Below are 20,676 nucleotides of genomic sequence, written 5' to 3'. Positions count from 1 at the left end.
ACCACCCGCAGCCGGGGGGGCCGGGAGGGAGCAGCCGGGGGTCAGGTGAGGAGGCGGGCGCGCAGGGCGTCGGCGGCTGGTCGCTCGCTGCGCTGCTCGGTCGCGTACGCCAGGCGGACCGCCTCCTCGGCGCTGGCCAGCGCCTCGGCCGGGCGGCCGCAGGCGGCCAACGCCTCGGCCAGCACGCCGGCCGCGATCACCTGACTGCGGACGTCCTCGGCCGGAGCGGCGGCCGCCCGCCGGGCCCAGTCCAGCGCCTGGTCCCGCTGCCCGTGGGCGAGCAGCGCCGAGGCGTACCGGGCCATCGTCTGGCGGCGGGCGAAGAGCAGCGCGGGGGTTTTCGCGGCGGCGGTGGTGGCCAGCGGGGCGAGCAGCCCCACCGCGGTCGCCGAGTCACCGGCGGCCAGCCGGGCGGTGGCCAGCAGCACCCGGGGCGCCACCTGGGCCGGCGCCTGGGGATTGTGCGGCTCGACGGCGGTCAGCACCGCCCGGGCGTCCCGCTCGGCCGCGGGCCCGTCACCCATGTCGAGCGCCACGAAGCCGCGCAGCGTGCCGGCCATCCCGGTCAGCAGCGGGTGCGCCGTACGAGCGGCGTAGGACAGCGCGTCGGTGAACAGGTCGGCCGCGTGCTCCGGCTCGCCCAGCCCGCGCGCCACCACCCCCCGCACCACCAGCGCGAATCCGCGCCCCCAGTCGTCCGAGGCGGCGGCGAACTCCCGGTACGCCCGACGCGCCTCCCGATCCGCCTCGGCCAACTCACCCAGCTCGGCGCTGGCGAACGCCTCGACCGCGCGCAGCGTGCCCACCGCCCACGCCTCACCGACCCGCTCGCCGAAGGGCAGGAAGACCCGCGCCAACCGGTCGGCCTCGCGCAGCCGCCCGGCGAGCAGGCGGGCGTAGGCGGTGGTGCCGCGCAGCCAGGCCCGACCGTACGGGTCCTTCAGCTCGGCGAAGAGGCGGGCGGCCCGGCCCAGCACCGCGTCCGTACCGGCGAAGTCGCCCCGGGTGGTGGCGACCCAGGCCAAGTTCTGCAACGACCAGGCCTGCCCGTGCCGGTCCTTCGCGCCCAGGCTGACCTGGTACGCGCCGGCCAACCGGCTGCTCGCCTGGCTCAGTCGCCCCGCCACGAAGTCGGCCATGCCCAGCCGGCGCATCGCCGAGGCGCGCTGCGTGGCCAGGCCGCCCGCGGTGGCCACCTGCAACGCCTCCTGCCACGCGGCCACCGCGCGGGTCTGGTCGCCCAACGTCTGGTGGGCCTGCCCGGCGAGGAGCAGTGCGCTGGCCCGCACGGTCTCCTCGCCCGCGTTGGCGGCGATCTTCTCGGCCGAGGCCAGCGCGTCGGCCGCCCGGCCGACTTGGAGCAGCGCGCGGGCGTGCACCACCCGGTCCGTCGCCGGCACACCGTCGGGGGCCAGCTCGGCGGCGCGCTCGGCGTACTCGACGGCCAGCGCCGGCTCGCCGGCGGCGAGCGACCGGCGGGCGGCCCGGCCGAGCGCGACGACCCCGAGCGGGACCACCGCGCGGGCCGGCGCGTCCGGGCGCAGCTTCACCGCGTCGGCGAGCGCGGCGGCCCGCTCGACGTGGGCGGCGACGAACTCGTCCCGGTCGGCGTCGGTGAAGGCCGCCGCCGGGTTCGGTGCCGCCGGCTCGTTCCCGGCGTCGCCCGGCGCCGCCCAGCGGGCCAGCGCGGCGTGCCGCTCGGCCAGCTCGGCCTTGCTCACCCCGGCGTACACGGCTTCGCGCATCAACGGCGTCGCGAAGGCGTAACCGGTGCGGGTGCGGTGCAACATGCGCCGTTGCAGCAGCTCTTCGACGGCCCGCTCCAGCTCGACCGCGACCACCGCGGCGGGGCGACCGTCCCGCCCGGCGTGCTGTTCGCGCAGCGCCTCCAGGGCGCCGGCCGGCACGGTGTCCCCGACCACCGCGGCGTCCCGCAGCGCCGACCGGGCGTCCGGCGGCAGCGCGTCGATGCGGGCCGCCAGCACTGCGGCGAGATCCCGGGAGAGCAGCCGGCTGCCCAGCGAGCCGGGGGCGAGCCGCCAGCCGACGTTGGCGCCGCGGCCCGGCCCGGCGGTCAGCGCGCCGCGCTCCAGGAGCAGGGTCACCAGCTCGGCCAGGTAGAACGGATTGCCCTGCGCGGTGGCGAGCAGCCGGTCGGCGTCGGCCTGGGGTAGCTTCCCGCCGCTGAGGTAGCTGGTCAGCAGCCGGGCCGCGTCGGCGCCGCGCAGCGGCGGCAGCGCGTGCACCTCGGCGTCGGCGACCCGGGTCAGCGCACCGGCCGTCCGGACCAGCTCGGGGCGGCCGAGCAGCAGCACCAGCACCGGGCCGGCGAGCCGGGACAGCGCCATCCCCAGCGCCCGGATGGTCTCCGGGGTCGCGTCGTGCAGGTCGTCCACGATCACCACCAGCGGCGCCTCCACCGCGAGTGCGCTGAGCAGGTCGGCGACCGCGTTCGGCACCGCCTCGGCGTCGGCCGGCAGCGCACCGGCGCCGGTCCACTCGCCGTTGTCGGTGCCGCCGTGCGCGGGCAGCTCGGCGTAGCCGAGCAGGGCGAGGAGCTGGTCGGTGGGGATCGGCGCGGGCTCAGTGCCGGCGCGGGCGAGCCGCTGGCCGAGCCGGCGCAGGCGCTCCTCGACCGCCGGGCGGGTCAGCGCGGTGGCCGCGTCGCCGGGCAGGCCGACCGCCGCACGGACCAGGTCGGCCAGCGGGGCCAGCCGGCGTCGCTCGCCGAAGGCGGCGCAGCGCACCGAGAGCACCCGAGCGCCGGTGTGCGCGGCGTACCGGCCGGCGCCCACGTCGTAACCGGCGGCGAGGCGCTCGACCTCGGCCGCGAACCGGGACTTGCCGATGCCCGCCTCGGCGGTCATCAGCAGCACCCGTGGCTCGCCCCGGTCGATCACCTCGGCGAGCCGGCCGGCGACCCGACCGATTTCCGTCTCCCGGCCGACGAACGGCGCCTCGTCGCCGAGGCCGGAGCGGGTGCCTGGCGCGTCCAGGAGGCCGAGCAGCTCGTACGCCTCGACCGGCTCGCGCTTGCCCTTCAGTCGCAGCGGCCGCAGGGCTCGCCAGGAGGCCACGTGCCGGGTCGCGGCGGCGGTCCGGCCACCGGCGTAGACCGAGCCGACCGCCCCGGCGTCGGCGAGCCGCGCGGCGGTGTTCACCGTGTCGCCGATGACCGTGTATTCGATGGCCGCCTGGATGCCGGCGATCACGTCGCCGGTGTTCAACCCCACCCGCAGGCCGAGGGGAGCGCCGCCGCCGCGCTCGTCGTCGAGGACCCGGCGCACCGCCCGCTGCATGGAGAGCGCGGCGCGGACCGCCCGCTCGGCGTCGTCCTCGTGCGCCACCGGAGCGCCGAAGACGGCCATGATCCCGTCACCGGTCAGCTTGTCGACGTGCCCGCCGAAGGTCTTGACCGCGCCCGCGAGCGCGGCGAGCACCCGGTCGGTGACCGCGCCGACCCGCTCCGGGTCGAGGTCCTCGGACCAGGAGGTGAAGTCGGAGAGGTCGCCGAAGAGCACGGTGACCACCCGGCGCTCGGCGGCCGGCAGCGTCGCGGCGGCCGGCAGCGCGGCGCCGCAGTTGTGGCAGAACCGCGCGCCGGGCACGGCGACGGTTCCGCACACCGGGCAGGTCACGGCTGCTCCAACTCCGTACCCCCGTCCCCGGATTCCCGGGTCGGCACCGCGAGGTACTCCAGCTGTGCGCGCACCGACCACTCGGCGGCCCACCAGAGCGACCGGTCCACGTCGGCGTAGACCGCCGCGACCACCTCGGCCGCGGTGCCGACACCGGCGGCGACCGCCGCCCGCACCTGGTCGAGCCGGGCCCGCCGGTGGGCGAGGTAAAAGTCGGCCGCCGCACCGCAGTCGGCCAGCGCCGGCCCGTGCCCCGGCAGTGCCGGGATCCCGCGGTACGTCGAGAGCAGCTCCAGGCTGGCCAGGTAGTCACCGAGGTGCCCGTCCGGGTGGGCGACCACGGTGGTGCCCCGCCCGAGAATGGTGTCGCCGGTGAGCACCACCCGCTCGGCGGCGTGCTCGACCAGGAAGCAGACCGAGTCGGCGGTGTGCCCGGGGGCCGGCACGAGTCGCACGGTCAGCCCCGGGACGTCCGGCGACGCGCCGGCGGCGAGTGGTGACCCGCCGAGCGTGTGCGCCGGGTCGGCGGCGAGCACCGGCACCCCGCCGAGCAGTTCGCTCAGCCGGCGGGCGCCCTCGGTGTGGTCCGGGTGGCCGTGCGTGATCAGCACCAGCCCGATCGGTCCGCGCGCCGCGACCGCGGCCAGGTGGCCCTCGTCGGCCGGCCCCGGGTCGACCACGACGCCCAACTCCTGGTCAGGGGCACGGAGCAGCCAGGTGTTCGTGCCGTCGAGCGTCATCGGCCCCGGGTTCGGGGCGCGTAGCAGCGTCACCCAGTCCGGCAGTTGGTCGGCGAGCGCCGCCGCCGGCGCGGTCACGTGCCCCGTCATGGCTGCGATCGTACGACCCCGCCCACCGCTCCCCGCGATCTTGCGGGTACCGCCCGAGGTTTGTGCCTGTTCACGGCATTCGCCGGGCGGTGACCCGCGAGATCGCGGAGAGTCGGGCGGGAACGGTCAGCTGACCTCGACGATGACCTCGATCTCGACCGGGGCGTCGAGGGGCAGCTCGGCCACGCCGACGGCGCTGCGCGCGTGCCGGCCGGCCTCCCCGAAGACGGCGCCGAACAGGTCGGAGGCACCGTTGATCACCGCCGGCTGGCCGGTGAAGCCGGGGGCCGACGCGACGAAGCCGGTCAGCTTGACGATCTTGACCACGTTCTCCAGGCCGACCAGCGAATCGACCGCGGCCAGCGCGTTGAGCGCGCAGCGTTGGGCGAGATCCTTGGCCTGCTCGGCGGAGATGCCGGCACCCACCTTGCCGGTGGCGAGCAACTTCCCCTCGGCCATGGGCAGCTGCCCGGAGACGTAGACGTGCTGGCCGGTCTGCACCGCCGGCACGTAGCTGGCCACCGGAGGCACCACCTCGGGCAGCTCGTGCCCCAGCTCGGCCAGCTTCGCGTGCGGACCGTTGCTCATGCCGCCACCTTGCCCGGGCCAGCGATGCGGGCGTCGCGCCCACTCATGCCTTGGGCCGCTTCAGGTAGGCGACCAGCTGGTCCGGATTCGGACCGGGCACCACGGCGACGAGCTCCCACCCGTCCTCTCCCCAGTTGTCCAAGATCTGCTTGGTCGCGTGGACCAGCAGCGGGACCGTGGCGTACTCCCACTTCTGCATCGGTGCAGGGCTCCCTCGAGTGCGCGGAATCTTCGAGGCACAGCCTACGGTCCGGCTGACGGCCGGGGCGCGGGACGCTGCTCCGGCGCGGCCGGCAGTTCGCCGCACGGCCCGCCGTGCTCGTAGCGCTGGGGACAGCGGGAGCGGTCCGCCAGCAGCAGGTCGCAGAAGACCCGGTGCCGGTTGTTCTGGTCGTCGGCGTTGGAGACGGTGGTCTCGCCGGCGTCCAGCTCGGGCAGGAAGCCCAGGGAGACCGCGATCCGGCTGGCGAGCACGGTGGCCGCGGCCAGGTCAGGCACCCGGATCGGCAGATGGATCACGTAACCGGGCTCCTCGTCCTCCCGGCCGGGCTCCACGGGGCGGCTCACCGTCCGCACCACCTCCACCGGTTCGGAGATCCGGCGGTAGGACCGCTCGTTGATCGGCAGGCTCCCGACCGGCCCCTCACCCTCCGCCGAGCCAGACCCGGGCCGACGCGACCGGTCGTTGGCCGGGAACTGGGCTCGAGGGATGTTGTCGGTGTCGCGCATGCACTGCCTCCGGGCGTCGTACCTGGTCAAGTCCCCGCTGTTCCGGTCCGGAGCTCCCGCCCGACCCGGTTCCCCCCGCGACGGCACGACCGTAGGCCGGGGGCGAAGTCCCGCCAACAGGACGCGCGCGCCCGACCGCCGGCCAGTCGCATATGTGACAGATGCCGGGTACGCTCCGCCGACTGGTCGCGCTCCCACCCCCGGTCGGCGCCACGGGCGACACCGACGGGGTCATCGACCGCTACCCTTCCGGTCGGACGGCACGCGACGGCGTCGCCGCGAGCTCGACTTCACGCTCGTCGCCGGCTGGCGGCGAGCGCCGCACCCCCGGGGGAAGAGATGACCCAGCCACCCAGCGGCGACCCGACCGGTTCGCCGGCCGTCCCGCCGGCACACCCCGGCGCCGCCGGACAGTCCGACGCCCCGGGCATCCCCGCCCAGCAGGCCGGCCCGAGCACCCCGACGCAGCCCACCTCCGGCGTTCCCGCGCAGCCGGCCGTCGGGCAGCCTGGTGGGCCGGCCTTCCCCGGGCAGCCTGGCGCGCCGACCTTCCCCGCACAGCCTGGTGCGCCGGCCTTCCCCGCGCAGCCTGGTGCGCCGGCCTTCCCCGGGCAGCCCGGCGACCCGGCCGCGGGCGGCGCGGCACCGTCCGGGCATCCGCCGGTGACCGACCCGTCGGCGATCCCGGCGCCCCCGGCCGGCTACCCCCCGTACGGGGCGCCCGCCCCGCCGAAGAAGAAGCGTGGGCTGCTCATCGCCGCGATCGCGCTGGTGGTGGTCCTGGTGCTCTGCGTCGGCGGTGGCGTGACCGCGTTCCTGACCCTGCGCAACGTCGAGACCGGCGAGGGCGCGAAGGAGCCGGCGGTCGCGGTGGAGCGGTTCCTCACCGCCGTCTACCGGGAGCGGGACGCCGCGAAGGCGACCGCCCTGGTCTGCTCCTCGTCCCGGGACGAGGACAAGATCGCCACGAAGGTGGCCGAGGTGGAGAAGTACGTCTCCGAGTACAAGAGCCCCCGTTTCCGCTGGACCACCCCGAAGGTGGACAACCAGACCGGGGACCGGGCCACCGTCTCCACCAAGGTCACCATGACCACCGCTGACGAGAAGGTGGCCGACCAGGAGCTGCGCTTCACTGTGGTGCAGAAGACGGGTTGGTGGGTCTGCGAGGTCGCCTGACCGCCACGGCTGGATAGGCTCGACGGGTGCGAGCAGCTGAGCGGCCGACAGACCCGGCCGGTACCGGATGGCCGGCCCGACTGCACGTGGTCACCGGCAAGGGCGGCACCGGCAAGACCAGCATCGCGGCGGCGCTGGCCCTGGCGCTGGCCCACGGCGGGCGGCGCACCCTGCTGCTCGAGGTCGAGGGACGGCAGGGCATCGCCCAGCTCTTCGGCATCGACCCGCTGCCGTACGCCGAGCGACACCTCGCCGGCGCGCCCGGCGGCGGTGAGGTGCGGGCGCTCGCGGTGGACGCCGAGGAGGCGCTCCTCGAGTACCTCGACATGTTCTACAAGCTCGGCGCGGCCGGCCGGGCGCTGCGCAAGTTCGGTGCCATCGACTTCGCCACCACCATCGCCCCGGGCCTGCGCGACGTGCTGCTCACCGGCAAGGCGAAGGAGGCGACCACCCGCACCGACGGCCAGCGGCGGGTGTACGACGCGGTGGTGCTGGATGCCCCGCCGACCGGACGGATCGGCCGATTCCTGAACGTGACGGCCGAAACCGCCCGGCTGGCCAAGGTCGGCCCGATCAAGACGCAGAGCGAGGGCGTCGCGGCGCTGCTGCGCTCGCCGATGACCGCGGTGCACGTGGTGACCCTGCTCGAGGAGATGCCGGTCCAGGAGACGGTCGACGCGATCGCGGAGCTGACCTCGCTCGGCTTCCCGGTGGGCCGGGTGATCGTCAACGGAACCCGGCCACCGCTGCCCGCCGGCCGAGTGGTCACCGCCGCCGAGCTGCGACGCGGCCTGCTCGCCGCCGGGCTGCCGACCGACCGGGAGATCGTCGCCGGGCTGACCGACGAGGCGCGTGACCAGGTGATCCGCCGGGAACTGGAGGACTCCCTCCGGACCGACCTCATCGAGCTGGGTTTGCCGCTGATCGAGCTGCCGCTGCTGCCCGACGGGGTCGACCGCTCCGGGCTGGCCACCCTGGCCGCGGCGCTGCTGAGGGCGGATTGACTCACACCTGCGGTCGGCACGGGCGCACGGACCCGGTCGGCCCGATACGCTCGATTGGTGCCTTCCGAAGACGCGGCGCCGCAGCTGGACGTCGACCAGATCCTCGCTGATCCGGGCGTCCGGATCGTGGTGTGCTGCGGCGCGGGTGGGGTGGGGAAGACGACCACGGCCGCCGCGCTGGCGCTGCGCGCCGCCGAGCAGCACGGCCGCCGGACGGTGGTGCTCACCATCGACCCGGCCCGCCGGCTGGCCCAGTCGCTCGGCCTGACCGAGCTGGACAACACCCCCCGCCAGGTGAAGGGCATCGACGTCGAGACCAGCGGCGGTGAGCTGCACGCCATGATGCTCGACATGAAGCGGACCTTCGACGACGTGGTGCTCCAGCACACCGATCCGACGAAGGCGGCCGAGATCTTCGCCAACCCCTTCTACCAGGCGATGAGTTCCACCTTCTCCGGCACGCAGGAGTACATGGCGATGGAGAAGCTCGGGCAGTTGCACGCCCGGGGCGAGTGGGACCTCATCGTGGTCGACACCCCGCCGTCGCGCTCGGCGCTGGACTTCCTGGACGCGCCGGCCCGGCTCTCCCGGTTCCTCGACGGCCGGATGCTGCGCCTGCTGCTCGCGCCGGCGCGCAGCGGTGGCCGCAGCATGTTCAGCCTGGTGACCGCCTCGTTCGGGATGTTCTCGAAGGTGGTGCAGAAGGTCCTCGGGGCACAGCTGCTGACTGATCTGTCCGGCTTCGTGGCGGCGCTCGACTCGATGTTCGGCGGCTTCCGCCAGCGGGCCGAGCAGACGTACCGCATCCTGCAGGCCGGGGAGACGGCCTTCCTGCTGGTCGCGGCGCCCGAGTCGGACGCGGTGCGGGAGGCGGCCTACTTCGCCGGGCGGCTGCGCGACGAGCGGATGCCGCTGGCGGGTCTGGTGCTCAACCGGGTGCACCGGCCGGCGGTGCCGGAGCTGGACGCGGCGCGCAGCAAGGCCGCCGCGGAGCGGCTGGCCGAGCTGGGTGGCCACGAGGGCACCGCCGACGTGCTGCGGGCACACGCCGCGCTGGCCCGGCAGGCGGTACGCGAACAGCAGGTGGCCGCCCGCTTCACCGAGGCGTTCCCGGCGGTGCCGACGGTCTCGGTGACGGCACAGCCCGCCGACGTGCACGACGTCGACGGGCTGCGGACGATCGGCGCGGCGATCAGCCGGTCGTGACCAGGATCTTGTCCTTACCGGTCTTGTCCTGGCTGTTCTTCTTCATCGCGGCCTCGAACATCTTGCGCCAGCTCGTCACCTGGGGGTGACGACGCAGCAGCGCCCGGCGTTCGCGTTCGGTCATGCCACCCCACACACCGAACTCGATCCGGTTGTCGAGCGCGTCAGCCAGGCACTCGTACCGAACTGGGCAGCTCCGGCAGATCCGCTTCGCCACGTTCTGTTCGGCGCCCTGTACGAACAACGCGTCCGGGTCCCCGTTCTGACACGCCGCCAGCGACGGCCAGTCGGCAATCATGCCCATGTGTACACGTCCCCCCTTGCAGTACCTACCGACCTCGTTACGCGTCAGCCGGCAATTCCCCCCGATCGCCCTGCCGGCCTTCCCCAAGGCGGCACGGACGACATGTGGCGCTGTCGCCGCCACCATCATGCTCTGTAGTCGACTGATTACGCAACGTTGTCGGCTAAATCCATCATTCCGGACACTCCCGGCTTCCCGGGCCATCGCTCGCCGGTTACCCCGAGGCAGAACGTGAAAACGCTGCGGAGCCCACTCCAGACGGAGGAGACTCGGCGCCAGTCACACGCAACCACGCACCAGGGGTCGTGCGTTTAACACAACGAGGGCAGCGCGCGCAGGAAATGGGGAAAGAACACCCCAGCGCCCCTCGTTCCCTGTACGCGTACCCTGTCGAGGTGACCTGGATGCGGAAACGTGACCACAACGTACTGACCAACGCCGCATCGCTACTCATCTGTGGCCTGTTGGCCGGCGTGGTGGTCGCGGCGGCGGCCTTCCCCGCGGTGGCGATGTCCGGACTTGCCGCCAAGGCCGGCGCCGAGACCTTCGGTGCACTGCCCACAGAGCTGACGGTGGCCCGCGCGCCACAGATCAGCTACCTGCTCGCCTCGGACGGCAAGACGCCGCTCGCGACGATGTACGACGAGAACCGGCGCGACGTGAAGCTCCCCGATGTCTCGCCGTACATGCAGAAAGCCATCATCGCGGCCGAGGACCACGACTTCTACAAGCACAACGGCGTCGACATCAACGGTGTCGCCCGCGCGTTCGTGAACAACCAGAACGAGGGCGCGAACGGCCGGCAGGGCGCCTCGACGCTCACCATGCAGTACGTCCGGCTCGCCATCGCCTACTCGGCCACCCACCCGGCCGACGTCGTCGCGGCGACCGAGGACACCAGCGCCCGCAAGCTGCGGGAGATGCGCTACGCGCTCCAGATCGACAAGGAGCTCTCCAAGGACGAGATCCTGGAGCGCTACCTGAACATCGCCTCCTTCGGCAACGGCGCCTACGGCATCTACGCCGCCAGCCAGGTCTACTTCGGCAAGCCGCCGAGCAAGCTCAAGATCGAGGAAGCCGCGCTGCTGGCCGGCATGGTGAAGGCTCCGACGACGAACGACCCGACCACCAAGAGCGGCTACCCGCTCGCCCTGGACCGGCGCAACTACGTCATCCAGAACATGGTCGACATCAAGGCCATCACCCAGCAGGAGGCCGACGCGGCCAAGGCCACCAAGCTGGTGGTCAAGGACAAGCGCACCCCGAACGGCTGCGTCGCCACCAACGTCAACAGCTGGGGCTTCTTCTGCGACTACTTCTACCGCTGGTGGATGCAGCAGGAGACGTTCGGCTCGACCTCGTACGACCGCGAGCGCCGGCTGAAGAGCGGCGGCTACACCGTCGTCACCTCGATCGACGTGCAGGCCCAGAAGGGCGCCGACAAGGCGGTCCGCAAGGCCAAGAGCGTGAACAGCAAGGAAGCCGTGATGGTGGCGGTGGTCGAGCCGGGCACCGGGCGGGTCCGGGCCCTCGCGGTGAACCGGAACTTCAAGCTCGACGACCCGAAGCACCCGACCAACAAGCCGCACAGCGACCCGAAGCAGCGCAACAAGGGCAAGCTCGGCAACTACCCGAACACGGTGAACCCGCTGCTCACCGGCGGTGACGGCATCACCGGCTACCAGGCCGGCTCGACCTTCAAGATGTTCACCATCGTGGCCGCGCTGGAGAAGGGCGTCCCGCTCAGCTACAGCATGAACGCGCCGCAGCAGTTCAAGTCGGAATACATCATCGACAGCAGCAGCCCGGCCGCCTGCCCCGGCACCCACTTCTACTGCCCGACCAACTCCGGCAAGAAGGCCGGCGGCGTGCAGAACATGTGGAGCGCGTTCAGCGCGTCGATCAACACCTACTTCGTGCCGCTGCAGCAGCAGGTCGGCGCGGAGAACGTGGTCGACGTCGCCAAGCGGCTCGGCATCCAGTTCCGGCAGAGCGAGGACGCCAAGTTCGCCGGCACCAAGGACGCCGCGCACCAGTGGGGCGCGTTCACCCTCGGCGTCTCGCAGACCACCCCGCTGGAACTCGCCAACGCGTACGCCACGCTGGCCGCGGACGGCAAGTACTGCGAGCCGATCCCGGTGCAGAAGATCACCGGGCCGGACGGCAAGAACCTGGACATCGCCAACCCGCGCTGCGAGAAGCGGATCAGCACCGAGGTCGCCCGGGCCGCCGTGGACGCCGCCCGCTGCCCGGTCGGCGACAACTCCGCCACCACCAAGTGCGGTGGCAGCCGGACGGCGGCGAACGTGCGCGGCATCGTCGGCAAGCCGGTGGCCGGCAAGTCCGGCACCACCGACTCGGAGAAGACCGCCGCCCTGGTGGCGATGACCAAGCAGTACGCGGTGGCGGGCATCATGGCCGACCCGGACTGGCCGCAGACCAACGTCAAGATGGGGCACAACGTCAAGAACGGCATCAACCCGCCGGTCTACGAGACGTTGCGCGACGCCATGAAGGGCAAGAAGGGCGTCAACTTCGAGCCACCCGGCAAGAAGATCTCCGAGGGTGACCAGCGCTCCATTCCGGACGTGAAGTGCCAGTCGGTCGACACCGCCCGGTCCCGGATCAAGGGCGCCGGCTTCGAGGCGGTCGTCTCCGACACCAAGGTCGCCTCCAGCTGCCCGCCGGGCACCGCCGCGGGCACCAGCCCGGACGGCCGGACCATCAAGGGCGGCGTGGTCACCATCCAGATCAGCAGCGGTGGCGGCGCCACGCCGCCGGGCAACCAGCCCGGCAACCCACCCCGCAATCAGCCCGGCCGGCCGCCCGGCCGGAACTGAGGCTGAGCTCCGGGCCCGGCGGCGACCGCCGGACGGGCCCGGGGTCGACAGCGTGAACCGCGACGGGCGGGCACCCAGCGAGGGTGCCCGCCCGTTTCGGTTACCGGTTCCGGAGCGCGGCGGGTTCGGGGCGCGCCAGCCCGGTTGGCCACCGCTCGACCCAGCGGCAGCGACCGGGTCAGACCAGCCCGGTGACCCGCGCCATGGTGATCAGAGGCCGAGCTGCCGGCGTACCTCGGCGGCCACCCGGCCTCCCTCGGCCCGGCCGGCGACCGCGGTCTGCGCCGCCTTCATCGCCGGGCCCATCTGTGCCTTGCCGGTGAAGCCGCCGGCGCTGAGCGCCCCGGTGACCAGCTCGGTCAGTTCGGCGTCGGAGAGCTGCTTCGGCAGGTAGCGCTCCAGCACCTCCTCCTCCGCCGACTCCTTCGCGGCCTGCTCGCCGCGACCGGCCTCGGCGAACGCGCTCGCCGCCTCCCGACGCTTCTTGGCCTCCTTGGTCAGCACCGCGAGCACCTCGTCGTCGGTGAGGTCGCGCTTGGCCTTCCCGGCCACCTCGGCGTTGCCCACGGCGGCCAGGGCCATCCGCAGCGTGGAGGTGGTCAGCTCGTCGCGCGCCTTCAAGGCGCTCCGCATGTCCGCGGTCAGGCGGTCCTTCAGCGTGCTCATGGACGGTCAAACTACCCTGAACGGCATGCGAAAGCGCACAGTATTCCGGCTCGCGGCCTCGGCCGCCGCGGTGGGCGCCGCCACCCTGGCGTACGCGTCGCTCATCGAACGCAACATGTTCACCCTGCGGCGGTACGACGTGCCGGTGCTACCGGCCGACGCGGAGCCGCTGCGCGTCCTGCACCTGTCGGACCTGCACATGATGCCCGACCAGGCGCGCAAGCAGCGCTGGGTGGCGTCGCTCGCCGCCCTCGACCCCGACCTGGTCGTGGTGACCGGCGACAACCTGGCACACCCCGACGCCGTGCCCGGGGTGCTGCGGGCCCTCCAGCCGCTGCTGGACCGCCCGGGCGCCTTCGTGTTCGGCTCCAACGACTACACCGGCCCGGTCCTGAAGAACCCGTTCACCTACTTCCTCCCGGACCGGGAGTACACCGAGGGCGTCGAGCTGCCGTACGAGGAGCTGCGCGAGGTGTTCACCGGGGCGGGCTGGCTCGACCTGAACAACGCCCGGGCCATGCTCAAGGCCGGCGGGCGGCTGATCGACCTGGTCGGCGTGGACGACCCGCACATCGAACGGGACGACTACCCCGCTGTCTCCGGCCAGGTCGCCGTGTCGGCCGACCTGTCGATCGCGCTCACCCACTCCCCCGAGCCGGCCGTGCTCGACCAGATGGCGGCCGACCGCTTCGGCCTGCTGCTGGCCGGGCACACCCACGGCGGGCAGGTCTGCGTGCCGGGGTACGGGGCGCTGGTGACCAACTGCGGGCTGCCCCGGTCGATGGCGCGCGGGCTGCACCGTTGGCCGGGCTCCGACTCCTGGCTGCACGTCTCGGCCGGCCTCGGCACCCACCCCACCGCCCCGGTCCGCTTCGCCTGCCCCCCGGAGGCGAGCATCCTCACCCTCATCCCCCGCTGACCCCCACGCGGGCGGCGCGCGGGCCGGGCGGGCCGGCTCAAGATCCGCGCAACTTCCCTGAAGTAGTGGCCTCGTTCGACCTGGGAGGCCCCTACTTCCCGGAAGTTGTGCGGATCTTGAGCCAGGCTCGGAGGGGTGCGCCGGCGGCGCGGGGGTACCGAGTTTGACCACCGGGGCGGGTGGGCTACTATTTGTCGGCACGCCTCGGGGTGTGGCGCAGCTTGGTAGCGCGCTTCGTTCGGGACGAAGAGGTCGTCGGTTCGAATCCGGCCACCCCGACCAGAGGTAACAGCAGGTCAAGGCCCCTCCGTGGAGGGGCCTTGATTCATTTCCGGCGATCACTGCTCGGCCGGAGGCAGCGAGAAGGCAGCAAACGACGCGAGTACCCTGCGATCCCGCTCACGGGTCGAGTGCGTGTAGCGGTCCAGAGTCGTGGACGTCTGCTCGTGACCCATAACCTTCGCCACGTCGTTGATCGGCACGCCGTCGGAGACGAGCCAGGTCGCGTACGAGTGCCGAAGATCGTGGAACCGCAGCCCGATGGGCAGGCCCGCTCGATGCAGGGATGGCTTCCAGATCCGCGCCCGGAACGTGCCGCGCTTGAGCGGTTCGCCCGTCCGGGCGACGAAGATCAAGCCTTCAGCACCCGTCTCGAAGGACTGCCGGTGGCCGGTCAGCGCCTGGACGACGAACGGCGGAAGCGGCACCGTCCGCCTGCCAGCTCGAGCCATGGAGATCGTCGGACGGGGAGCTAGCGAGGAAGGTCTGGGGCAAGTTGAGCGACAGCGCGAAGGCGCTGTTCTCTATCCTGATCGACGCGCCGGGACGGGAGTTCAGCGGCGATGAGTTGGCGGAGCGGCTGGGCATGTCCGGCAAGAACGCAGTTGCAGGCCTGTTCGGCTGGCCTGGCCGACACTGCATCGAAGCTGGACGCGAATGGCTGTGGGACTGGCGCTACCCCGACGGAAAGACCGCGGTGTACTGGCTGACTCCCGAGATGGCTGAGTTGTTCAGGTCGGCGCGTGATACCCGATGAAGCATCGCTCCCGAGCAGCCAAGGGAGCAGCCAAGCCGGCGAGCTGTAGCGGACGATCGCGGACGTAGACATCATGTCTGGCAGGGCGCCCAAGTGGCGGACCAGCACCTTGGAGCCGACTCGTAATGCGTAGGTCGATGATTCGGTTCCGTCAGGCTGCCAAGTGGGCTCACTGGCGCCTTCTTGACTGCAGGCGGGGGACGGCCCGGCAAGCAGGCGCGACATAGTTATGCCCCGACAGCCAACTACCGCGCTAGTCAGTTGGTGCCGGCCTTTCGGCATAGGAGTAGGGCAAGAACTAATGCGCCGAGGTGGAGCTACGGTGAGCGCCTCCGGTGGTCTTCTTGTGCGCGGCCAGCAGCTTGCGGGCCTCGGCCAGCAGCTCGCGCAGCTCCTCGCGGTCGCGGCGGGAGCGCAGGCGGCCGCGGTCCTGCGGGGTGGTGCGTTCCAGGCCGAGGGCGTCGGCGGTCTCCTGGGACACGCGCGCGCGCACTAGATTGCCGACGTGGTACCGGGTGGCGGTCTGGGTGACCTTCCGCTCCTCCGGGGTGTAGCCGGCCTGGGCGTACAGCCCGCGTACGGCGTACCGATACGCGCCGGTGCGGCCGGTCCAGTCAGGGTCGCCGGACGGGGTCAGGTAGTGCTCGCGCAGGTCTACCATCTGCTCGGCGAGGTCACGCAGCATCATCGTGCGGCGCTCACCCGTGGTTTGTCGCACGACACGGAGGATACGCACGATTTCGCGCTCGATGTGCTGCTTAGAAGGGGTCATACCGCAGAGGGTACGCGCACGCGTGAGCGCAAAAGACGGCGGACAATCCGACGCAGACAGCTCCCCATATCGCCTGCCCATACCCGGGCGCCGTGTGAACCGCGAGGGCGTGGGCGCGGAGCTGGCGATGTCTCGGTCGTTGTCGTTCGTGAAGTCCACCGGGTGGTCGCCAACTCGGACCGTCAGCCGCGGATCAGGTGACTAGCCAGCTGTCGACAGCAACCGGCCCGGACGAGGACGCCCGTCGGCAAGAGGATGCGGACAGTCGCCCGAGGTCGCGAACGCGGACAGACGGCGCCCGAGGATCCGCACAGAACTCGTAAGCGAGTAGTCCGGCGGTGTAGCAAGATCCGGAACATACGCGGAATGATCAAGGTCAACAGCCGGGAGGCGTTCAAAGTATGTCCTGGTAGGAGGCACGCAGCGCAGGCGGCGCTACCTCCTTCCTAAACCGTGTGTTGTGGGGCCGCCGACAGCAACGCTGACAGACAGCAACGAGCCGGGACCACGCCAACCGGCGACGGTGGCGACTTTACGAACACCGAGGTCGCGGACGGGGGTAGACGCTCGCCCAGACCGGGTTGGATCGTCGGCCCGACGGGGTGGTGCATGATCACCAGCGGTGGGATCCGTCGTGGTGGAGTCCGTTACCCTGCTCGTCTGCTGCCAGAGCGGTTCTAGTCGTTCACTCTGGTGTGGGCCGCTCGCGGCCTTCACGGTCATCCCCGAGGAGGAACCCTTGACAGAACCGCTGCCGCAGACGATCGACAGTTGGCAGAAGGCTGAGTTGAACGCTGCGGAGTGGATGCGGTTTTGGGGCTTTGGTGATGCAAGGGTTACCGAGGGCGGTGCGGACTCAGGCGTAGACGTCTGGTCACGCGGAGCGCTCGCCCAGGTGAAGTTCGAAGCGGTCCAGGTCGGGCGGCCCGTGTTGCAGCGCTTGGTCGGCGCTCGGGGGCGCAGCGTCGAGAAAGCCCTGTTTGTCTTCTCCGGCGCCGGGTTCTCCTCACCCGCCGTCGAGTACGCAAACGATATGGACATCTGTCTGTTCAAGTACACTCTCGCGGGTGCGATGACGCCCGAGAACGGCATTGCTCGCGATTTTCTACGGCGGTTTGATGCTGAGCGGCTTGCGGCCGAGCGAGCGCGCACTGCCGCCTGGCGTGGCGCCGAGTGTGGAGACTCCGCGGAGCGGGCGCTCGTGGTGGCGCAGTTGGCGACTGCGCTGAGAGCTGTGGAGGCGAAGCGGGTTGCTTCAGGGGAGGCGGAGAAGAAGCCCGACTCCCCGGGGCAAGGCCTGTTGGGGTGTGGTGTCGTACTTCTGCTGACCTGGGTTTGTTTGGCGGTCAAGCTCGGATCGCTCGGTAACAAGATCGTCATGGCGGTGTGGATCGGCGTTTCAATCGCTTTGATCGTTTCGGGAATCGTTGCTTCATCATCTGGGGCTACCGATGAGGAGAGCAGCAAGGAGGCAGCGAACGCGTCGCCTGCCGTCGACAAGTCCCGACAGCGGGCGGGGTCGGAGCCGAGCTAATAGGCACGGGATGACAACCGATGACAGCAGACGGTGCACCGCCGCCGCGTTCGGGACGAAGAGGTCGTCGGTTCGAATCCGGCCACCCCGACCAGAGGTAATCGCAGGTCAAGGCCCCTCAACAGAGGGGCCTTGATTCGTTTCCGGCAATCACCGTCCGGCGGCGCGGCGTCTATTCGTCGGCTAGCTCCGCGAGCGCGGCGCGGATCCGCCGCCCGAGCTCCGCGATCTCCTCCGGCGTCTGCCGCAGCACGCCGTCCTCGGCCATCAACGCCCGGTACTGCTGCTGCTCGTACGGGACTCCGGGTGGCAGCGGCGCGACGTGCCAGTGCACGTGGGCGTTGCCCTGCCTGCTGCCGAGCGACAGCAGGTAGGTGCGCTCCGGGCGGAGCACCTGGTTGACGGCGCGGGCGACCCGGTGCACCACCGCCTGGAGACTCAGGTACTCCGCCGGGTCGAGATCTCGTACCACGTCCTCGATGTGCCGGCGCGGCGCGACGAGGGCGGAGCCGGGGAGCGTCGGGTAGCGGTTCAGGAACGCCACCCACGAGCCGTCGTCGTAGAGCGGTTCGTGCTCGTAGCCCGCGTCGCCGGCCAGGAACGCACAGATGAAGCACCTGCCGGACCGGGCCCGCCGCTCGTAGGCCGTCAGGTCCATCGGCAGCCGCTCGCCCACCCACGGATGGTAGCCAGCGGCGTCGGGTCGCCGTCAGAGACGTTTCGGCTGGCCGCGGCGTCGTTAGCATCAGCGGCGATGGAGCTGCTGGAGCGCGCGGAGACGCTCGGTGCGATGGACGATCTGCTGGCCGCCACCGCCAGCGGCGGGCAGATCGCGCTCGTGGCCGCCGAAGCGGGCGCCGGGAAGTCCACCCTGGTCACCGCGTTCGCGGCGGCGCTCGGTCCGCGCGCCCGGGTGCTCTGGGGCTCGTGCGATCCGCTGCTCACCCCGCGGGCGCTCGGCCCGGTGCACGACGTGGCCCGCCAGGTTGGTGGGGTGCTGGCGGAGCGGCTGACCGCGCTGCATGCCGACGGCCGGCCGGACCCGCTACGCCGGGGCGCCGTCTTCGACGCGCTCCTCGACGAGCTGGCCGGTCCGCGGCACCGACCCCGGCCGGTGCTGGTGATCGAGGACGCGCACTGGGCCGACGAGGCGACCCTGGACCTGACCGCCTTCCTGGGCCGGCGGCTGGCCCGCTGCCACGCCCTGCTCGTGCTGACCTTCCGCGACGACGAGGTCGGGCCGGGGCATCCGCTGCACGCCGTGCTCGCCGGGCTGCCCCGGACGCTGGTCCGCCGGCTGCCGTTGCCGCCGCTCTCCACCGCCGCCGTCGCCGAACTCGCCCGCCGGGCGGGCCGGGCCCCCGCCGGCCTCTACCAGGCCACCGGGGGCAACCCGCTGCTGGTCACCGAGGTGCTGGCCGCGGACGGGGCGGGCGTGCCGCCGACCGTACGGGATCTCGTGCTGGCCCGGCTCGCGACGGTCTCCCCGGCCGCCCGGGCGGTGGCCGGGCTGGTCTCGGTGGTGCCGTCCCGGGCCGAGTCGTACCTGCTCGACGACCAACCCCCGGCGGCCGTGCAGGAGTGCCTGGACCGGGGGCTGCTCGTACCGGCGGGCAACGGGGTGATGTTCCGCCACGAGCTGCTCGGCCGGGCGGTGCGGGAGTCGCTGTCGCCGGTGCAGCGGGCCGCCCTGCACGTCACGGTCCTGGCGAAGCTGGCGCCCCGACCCGATGTGGACACCGCCCGGCTGGTGCACCACGCCCACCACGCCGACGACGCCGAGGCGGTGCTCGCCTGGGCCCCGATCGCTGCGCGCCGGGCCGCCACAGCGGGCGCGCACCGGCAGGCCGCAGCCCACTACGCGGTGGCGCTGCCCCGCTCACGCGCGCTGCCAGCACCGCGCCGGGCCGAGCTGCTGGAGGCGTACGCGACCGCCGGTTACCTGGCCGGGCTGGGCGTGGAGGCGCTCCACGCGTGGCGCTCCGCCCTGGCCCTGCGGGAGATCGAGGACGACCCGCTGCGGATCGGAGAGGACCTGCGGTGGGTGTCCCGGCTCTCCTGGTGGACCGGGGACAGCGTCGGGGCCCGGACGGCCGCGGCACGGGCGATCGAGGTGCTGGAGTCCGCGCCGCCCGGCGTACAGCTCGCCATGGCGTACAGCAACATGTCCCAGCTGCTCATGCTCGCCGACGACGACGAGGCGGCGATCCGCTGGGGCGGACGGGCGCTCGCGCTGGCCCGGCGCCTCGGTGACGTGGAGACCGAGGCGCATGCGCTGGTGAACGTCGGATCGGCCCGGTTGCAGCGCGGCGACGTCGACGGCACAGCCGAGTTGGAGCGCGGGCACGCGCTCGCCGCCGCGCACGGCCTGGACGACCACGCCGCCCGGGCGTTGGTCAACCTCGCCACCATGTCGATGGAGTGGCGCAGGCTGACGACGGGGGCGGACGCGCTGGACCGGGCGTTGCGCTTCACCAGGGCGCGTGACCTCGACGGGTACGTCCGGCACCTGCTCGGTCACCGGGCCCGGCTGCGGCTGGACCGTGGCGACTGGGCCGGAGCCCAGACGGACGCGGAGCTGGCGCTCGCCGGGACCGACCAGCCCGGCAGCAGCCTGATTCCCGCACTGGTCGCGCGCGGCCGGCTCGCATCGCGCCGCGGCGAACCGGCCGGGCCGGACCACCTGGCGACGGCGGCGCGGTGGGCGGAGCGGAGCCGCGAGCTGCAGTTCGTCGGGCCGGTCACGGCGGCGCTGGCCGAGCGGTACTGGCTGGCCGGAAAGCCGGGTCGGGCCGCCGGCGAGGCCCGCCGCGGCTACCGGCTCGCCGCCGAGGCGGGGCATCCGTGGTTCGCCGGTGAGCTGGCGTACTGGCTGTGGCGGGCCGGCGAGCCGGTCGGGGAGGGCACGGTGCTGGCGTCGCCGTACCGCAGGTTGGTCGAGGGCGACTGGTCCGGCGCGGCCGACGAGTGGGAGCGGCTGGGCTGCCCGTACGCCCGGGCGGAGGCGCTGGCCTGCGGCGACGAGGAGTCGGCCGGCGAGGCCCTGCGGATCCTGGACGGGCTCGGCGCGACCGGCACGGCCCAGCGGGTGCGGGCGGAGCTGCGCCGGCGGGGCATGGCCCGGGTGCCGCGCGGGCCGCGACCCGCGACCGCCGCCCACCCGGCCGGCCTGACCGGTCGGCAGCGCGAGGTGCTGGCCCTGCTCGCCGAGGGGCTGAGCGACGCCGAGATCGCCGGCCGGCTGTCGTTGTCGGCCCGTACCGTCGGCCACCACGTCTCCGCGGTGCTGGAGAAGCTGGCCGTCCCGAGCCGGGGCCAGGCGGTCGCCGCCGCCCGCCGGCAGGGCCTGCTGCCGCCAACATAGGTGGTTCTCCCCATCCCCCGGCGCACCGCCGTATCTAGCGTCGGCACGGCAACGAGCTTCGCGACCGGAG

General features: G+C 72.6%; 17 protein-coding genes, 1 tRNA gene and 1 pseudogene. 9 read left to right on the top strand and 10 right to left on the bottom strand.

Annotation, left to right across the window (positions count from 1 at the left end):
- Nucleotides 1–41 precede the first annotated feature (41 nt).
- The 5 genes from AB0C04_RS18065 to AB0C04_RS18045 form a co-directional block, all read right to left on the bottom strand.
- Entirely contained in the window at nt 42–3,638 is a 3,597-nt protein-coding gene (locus tag AB0C04_RS18065; RefSeq protein WP_357055545.1) for an adenylate/guanylate cyclase domain-containing protein, read from the bottom strand.
- Entirely contained in the window at nt 3,635–4,468 is an 834-nt protein-coding gene (locus AB0C04_RS18060; protein WP_357055542.1) for an MBL fold metallo-hydrolase, read from the bottom strand. The genes AB0C04_RS18065 and AB0C04_RS18060 overlap by 4 nt, the downstream gene beginning before the upstream one ends.
- Before the next feature lie 126 nt (nt 4,469–4,594).
- Nucleotides 4,595–5,056 carry a RidA family protein gene (locus AB0C04_RS18055; protein ID WP_357055539.1) on the bottom strand — a complete coding sequence of 154 codons (462 nt, stop codon included), beginning with the start codon at nt 5,054–5,056 and terminating at the stop codon, nt 4,595–4,597.
- Nucleotides 5,057–5,099: 43 nt separating this feature from the next.
- Entirely contained in the window at nt 5,100–5,255 is a 156-nt protein-coding gene (locus AB0C04_RS18050; RefSeq protein ID WP_174242689.1) for a hypothetical protein, read from the bottom strand.
- A 44-nt stretch (nt 5,256–5,299) separates the two neighbouring features.
- Nucleotides 5,300–5,785 carry a hypothetical protein gene (locus AB0C04_RS18045; protein ID WP_357055535.1) on the bottom strand — a complete coding sequence of 162 codons (486 nt, stop codon included), beginning with the start codon at nt 5,783–5,785 and terminating at the stop codon, nt 5,300–5,302.
- A 663-nt stretch (nt 5,786–6,448) separates the two neighbouring features.
- On the opposite strand from AB0C04_RS18045, the gene AB0C04_RS18040 reads away from it, so the two are divergent.
- The 3 genes from AB0C04_RS18040 to AB0C04_RS18030 are packed head-to-tail and all read left to right on the top strand — an operon-like array spanning nt 6,449 to nt 9,171.
- Complete coding sequence (locus AB0C04_RS18040; protein WP_357056523.1) at nt 6,449–6,961, top strand: hypothetical protein; 513 nt, start codon at nt 6,449–6,451, stop codon at nt 6,959–6,961.
- A 26-nt stretch (nt 6,962–6,987) separates the two neighbouring features.
- On the top strand, nt 6,988–7,965 hold the full coding sequence (locus tag AB0C04_RS18035; RefSeq protein WP_357055532.1) for an ArsA-related P-loop ATPase: 978 nt from the start codon (nt 6,988–6,990) through the stop codon (nt 7,963–7,965).
- Between the two features lie 54 nt (nt 7,966–8,019).
- Nucleotides 8,020–9,171, top strand: a complete 1,152-nt coding sequence (locus AB0C04_RS18030) for an ArsA-related P-loop ATPase (protein WP_357055529.1) — start codon at nt 8,020–8,022, stop codon at nt 9,169–9,171.
- On the opposite strand, the gene AB0C04_RS18025 is transcribed toward AB0C04_RS18030, so the two are convergent.
- A complete protein-coding gene (locus AB0C04_RS18025; protein WP_357055526.1) occupies nt 9,158–9,475 on the bottom strand; it encodes a WhiB family transcriptional regulator in 318 nt (105 codons plus the stop codon). The two genes, AB0C04_RS18030 and AB0C04_RS18025, sit on opposite strands and share 14 nt — an antisense overlap.
- A 404-nt stretch (nt 9,476–9,879) precedes the next feature.
- Here AB0C04_RS18025 and AB0C04_RS18020 point away from each other — a divergent pair, with 404 nt between their 5' ends.
- Nucleotides 9,880–12,315 (top strand): transglycosylase domain-containing protein, encoded by a 2,436-nt coding sequence (locus tag AB0C04_RS18020; RefSeq protein ID WP_357055523.1) that lies wholly within the window; start codon nt 9,880–9,882, stop codon nt 12,313–12,315.
- Between the two features lie 210 nt (nt 12,316–12,525).
- Here AB0C04_RS18020 and AB0C04_RS18015 read toward each other — a convergent pair whose 3' ends face one another.
- On the bottom strand, nt 12,526–12,981 hold the full coding sequence (locus tag AB0C04_RS18015) for a GatB/YqeY domain-containing protein (protein ID WP_357055520.1): 456 nt from the start codon (nt 12,979–12,981) through the stop codon (nt 12,526–12,528).
- A 25-nt stretch (nt 12,982–13,006) separates the two neighbouring features.
- On the opposite strand from AB0C04_RS18015, the gene AB0C04_RS18010 reads away from it, so the two are divergent.
- Both AB0C04_RS18010 and AB0C04_RS18005 read left to right on the top strand, forming a co-directional pair.
- Complete coding sequence (locus tag AB0C04_RS18010) at nt 13,007–13,900, top strand: metallophosphoesterase (protein ID WP_357055517.1); 894 nt, start codon at nt 13,007–13,009, stop codon at nt 13,898–13,900.
- Between the two features lie 205 nt (nt 13,901–14,105).
- A tRNA-Pro gene (locus tag AB0C04_RS18005) sits at nt 14,106–14,182 on the top strand.
- Between the two features lie 56 nt (nt 14,183–14,238).
- On the opposite strand, the gene AB0C04_RS18000 is transcribed toward AB0C04_RS18005, so the two are convergent.
- A complete protein-coding gene (locus AB0C04_RS18000; protein WP_357055514.1) occupies nt 14,239–14,607 on the bottom strand; it encodes a tyrosine-type recombinase/integrase in 369 nt (122 codons plus the stop codon).
- Between the two features lie 53 nt (nt 14,608–14,660).
- Here AB0C04_RS18000 and AB0C04_RS17995 point away from each other — a divergent pair.
- Nucleotides 14,661–14,936 (top strand): annotated as a pseudogene (locus AB0C04_RS17995) (DUF6416 domain-containing protein); the annotation flags it as partial.
- A gap of 298 nt (nt 14,937–15,234) precedes the next feature.
- Here the strand turns inward: AB0C04_RS17995 and AB0C04_RS17990 are convergent.
- Nucleotides 15,235–15,654: a hypothetical protein gene (locus AB0C04_RS17990; RefSeq protein WP_357055511.1), complete on the bottom strand. Its 420-nt coding sequence runs from the start codon at nt 15,652–15,654 to the stop codon at nt 15,235–15,237.
- Between the two features lie 676 nt (nt 15,655–16,330).
- Here AB0C04_RS17990 and AB0C04_RS17985 point away from each other — a divergent pair.
- Nucleotides 16,331–17,242 (top strand): restriction endonuclease, encoded by a 912-nt coding sequence (locus AB0C04_RS17985; protein ID WP_357055507.1) that lies wholly within the window; start codon nt 16,331–16,333, stop codon nt 17,240–17,242.
- A gap of 172 nt (nt 17,243–17,414) precedes the next feature.
- On the opposite strand, the gene AB0C04_RS17980 is transcribed toward AB0C04_RS17985, so the two are convergent.
- Nucleotides 17,415–17,918, bottom strand: a complete 504-nt coding sequence (locus AB0C04_RS17980; protein WP_357055504.1) for an HIT family protein — start codon at nt 17,916–17,918, stop codon at nt 17,415–17,417.
- Nucleotides 17,919–17,996: 78 nt separating this feature from the next.
- Between AB0C04_RS17980 and AB0C04_RS17975 the strand changes: the two genes are divergently transcribed.
- Nucleotides 17,997–20,606: an AAA family ATPase gene (locus AB0C04_RS17975; protein ID WP_357055501.1), complete on the top strand. Its 2,610-nt coding sequence runs from the start codon at nt 17,997–17,999 to the stop codon at nt 20,604–20,606.
- The last annotated feature ends 70 nt before the right edge of the window (nt 20,607–20,676 follow it).

The organism is Micromonospora sp. NPDC048909 (genome assembly GCF_040649635.1).
Taxonomy (GTDB): domain Bacteria; phylum Actinomycetota; class Actinomycetes; order Mycobacteriales; family Micromonosporaceae; genus Micromonospora.
Note: the sequence above shows the minus strand (reverse complement) of the source record. Positions and strands in the feature narration are given on the sequence as shown.